The sequence below is a fragment of the Streptomyces sp. NPDC058534 genome, from assembly GCF_042717365.1.
Taxonomy (GTDB): Bacteria; Actinomycetota; Actinomycetes; order Streptomycetales; family Streptomycetaceae; genus Streptomyces.
The window spans coordinates 1-1564 of the sequence record NZ_JBHXNW010000186.1 but is presented as its reverse complement, the minus strand read 5'-3'; the positions used below and the strand labels follow the sequence as shown (position 1 = coordinate 1564).

4 protein-coding genes are annotated in these 1564 nt (G+C 70.9%); all 4 read left to right on the top strand.

The features are described 5' to 3' along the window. On the top strand, nt 1–294 hold a 294-nt coding region (locus ACFWR9_RS42675), incomplete at its 5' end, for a DUF5309 family protein (protein ID WP_383853086.1). A gap of 8 nt (nt 295–302) precedes the next feature. Continuing rightward, entirely contained in the window at nt 303–674 is a 372-nt protein-coding gene (locus ACFWR9_RS42670) for a hypothetical protein (protein ID WP_383853083.1), read from the top strand. Beyond that, nucleotides 667–1014 (top strand): hypothetical protein, encoded by a 348-nt coding sequence (locus ACFWR9_RS42665; RefSeq protein WP_383853080.1) that lies wholly within the window; start codon nt 667–669, stop codon nt 1012–1014. Before ACFWR9_RS42670 ends, ACFWR9_RS42665 begins: the two co-directional genes overlap by 8 nt. 15 nt (nt 1015–1029) lie before the next feature. After that, nucleotides 1030–1449 carry a hypothetical protein gene (locus ACFWR9_RS42660; RefSeq protein ID WP_383853078.1) on the top strand — a complete coding sequence of 140 codons (420 nt, stop codon included), beginning with the start codon at nt 1030–1032 and terminating at the stop codon, nt 1447–1449. The last annotated feature ends 115 nt before the right edge of the window (nt 1450–1564 follow it).

The following is a 1564-nucleotide window of genomic DNA, read 5'->3' as shown; positions in this document are numbered from 1 at the left end:
AACTACCGCGAGGAGTCCCGCACGGTCGGCGGCGTCCGCGTCCAGACCATCGAGACCGACTTCGGCACGCTCAACCTGATGCTGAACCGGCACATGCCCGCCGACGACCTGGCCGTGGTGTCCCTGGAGCAGTGCATGCCGGTCTTCCAGGAGATCCCCGGCAAGGGCCACTTCTTTGCCGAGCCGCTCGCGCGGACCGGGGCGAAGGACCGTACGCAGCTGTACGGCGAGGTCGGTCTGAACTACGGGAACGAGCGCACGCACGGCAAGATCACCAACCTGACCACGGCCTGAGGTGCCTGATGGCGTACGAGTTCAGCAACAAGACGTACCCGCAGCTCCAGATCACCAGCACCGCGGGCAAGGCCCGCTTCGCCGACGGCGCGTTCTCCACCGAGGACGAGGCCCTGGGAGAGGCGCTGCGCGCCCTTCCGGACTGGTACGGCGTGCATCTGGTGAACGCCCCCGACGAGGGGCCCGAAGACCCGCCTGGGGATGGTGAGGGAAGCGGAGACGGGCCGGACGACGTGCAGCGTCCGGCCCGTTCCGCGAACAAGGCCGAGTGGGCGGAGTACGCCCGCTCCCACGCCGCCGACTCCGACGAGGTCAACGAGATCAACACGCTCACCAAGGAGCAGCTGATCGAGCAGTACGGGGAGCCGGCGGATGGCTAGGACCGCCCTCGCCCCGACCTCTGTGGGCGCCGCTGGGGTGGACCCCGGCGGCGCCGCGGTCGCCGCGCAGCTCACCGACGGGAACAGCTTCCCGTGGGGCGAGCGTCGGCACCTGTACGTCGTCAACGGGGACACCACCGCCCTCACGGTCACGGTGCAGACCCCGTCCACCGTCGGCGCCCAGGCGCTCGCCGTGGCCGACGCCACGTACACCATCCCGGCCGGCGGGGACTTGCTCCTGCCCCGGCTCGGCTGGGAGTTCCGCCGTACCGACGGCCGGGTCTGGGTCGACTACGCGGGCGCGGACGCGTCCGTGACCGTCGCAGTCCTCGACCTGTAGGAAGGGGGCCGCCTGGTGGCCAGGAACTACGCCACAGCGGCGGACTACCAGCAGTACACCGGGCAGACTCCGCCCGCTGGCATCGAAGCGGAGCTGGCGAAGGCCTCGCGGATGCTGGAGGCGGACGTCTTCCGGCTGTCCTGGTTCGAGGCAGACGCAGACGGCCTGCCCTCGAAGGCGCTGGTGAAGGAGGCCTTCGCCAACGCGGTGTGCGCTCAGGCGGCGTGGTGGGACGAGCTGGGCGACTCCACCGGCGCGGCTGCCGCTGGGTGGGGCTCGGTCAAGCTCGGCTCCGCCTCGATGTCCCGCCCGGAGGGCAACACCTCCGGGTCGGCGTCGGCCGCCCGGGAGATCGCCCCGGAGGTCTGGGACGTCCTCGGCGCCTCCGACCTCACCTCGGACGTCTTCCGGCTGGGCGCGGTGGTGACCTGGTGAGGCTCCCGAAGATCTGGTTGCAGCACACCGTGACCGTGGAGGCGTACGAGGGGCACAGCGCACACGCGCCCGTCTACGCCGCCCCCGTCACGGTGCGGTGCTTCCTTGAGGAGAA

Bases quoted from the DNA above. Each gene is read 5' to 3' on its own strand.
- ACFWR9_RS42670 (WP_383853083.1), top strand. From the start codon at position 303: ATGGCGTACGAGTTCAGCAACAAGACGTACCCGCAGCTCCAGATCACC.
- ACFWR9_RS42665 (WP_383853080.1), top strand. From the start codon at position 667: ATGGCTAGGACCGCCCTCGCCCCGACCTCTGTGGGCGCCGCTGGGGTG.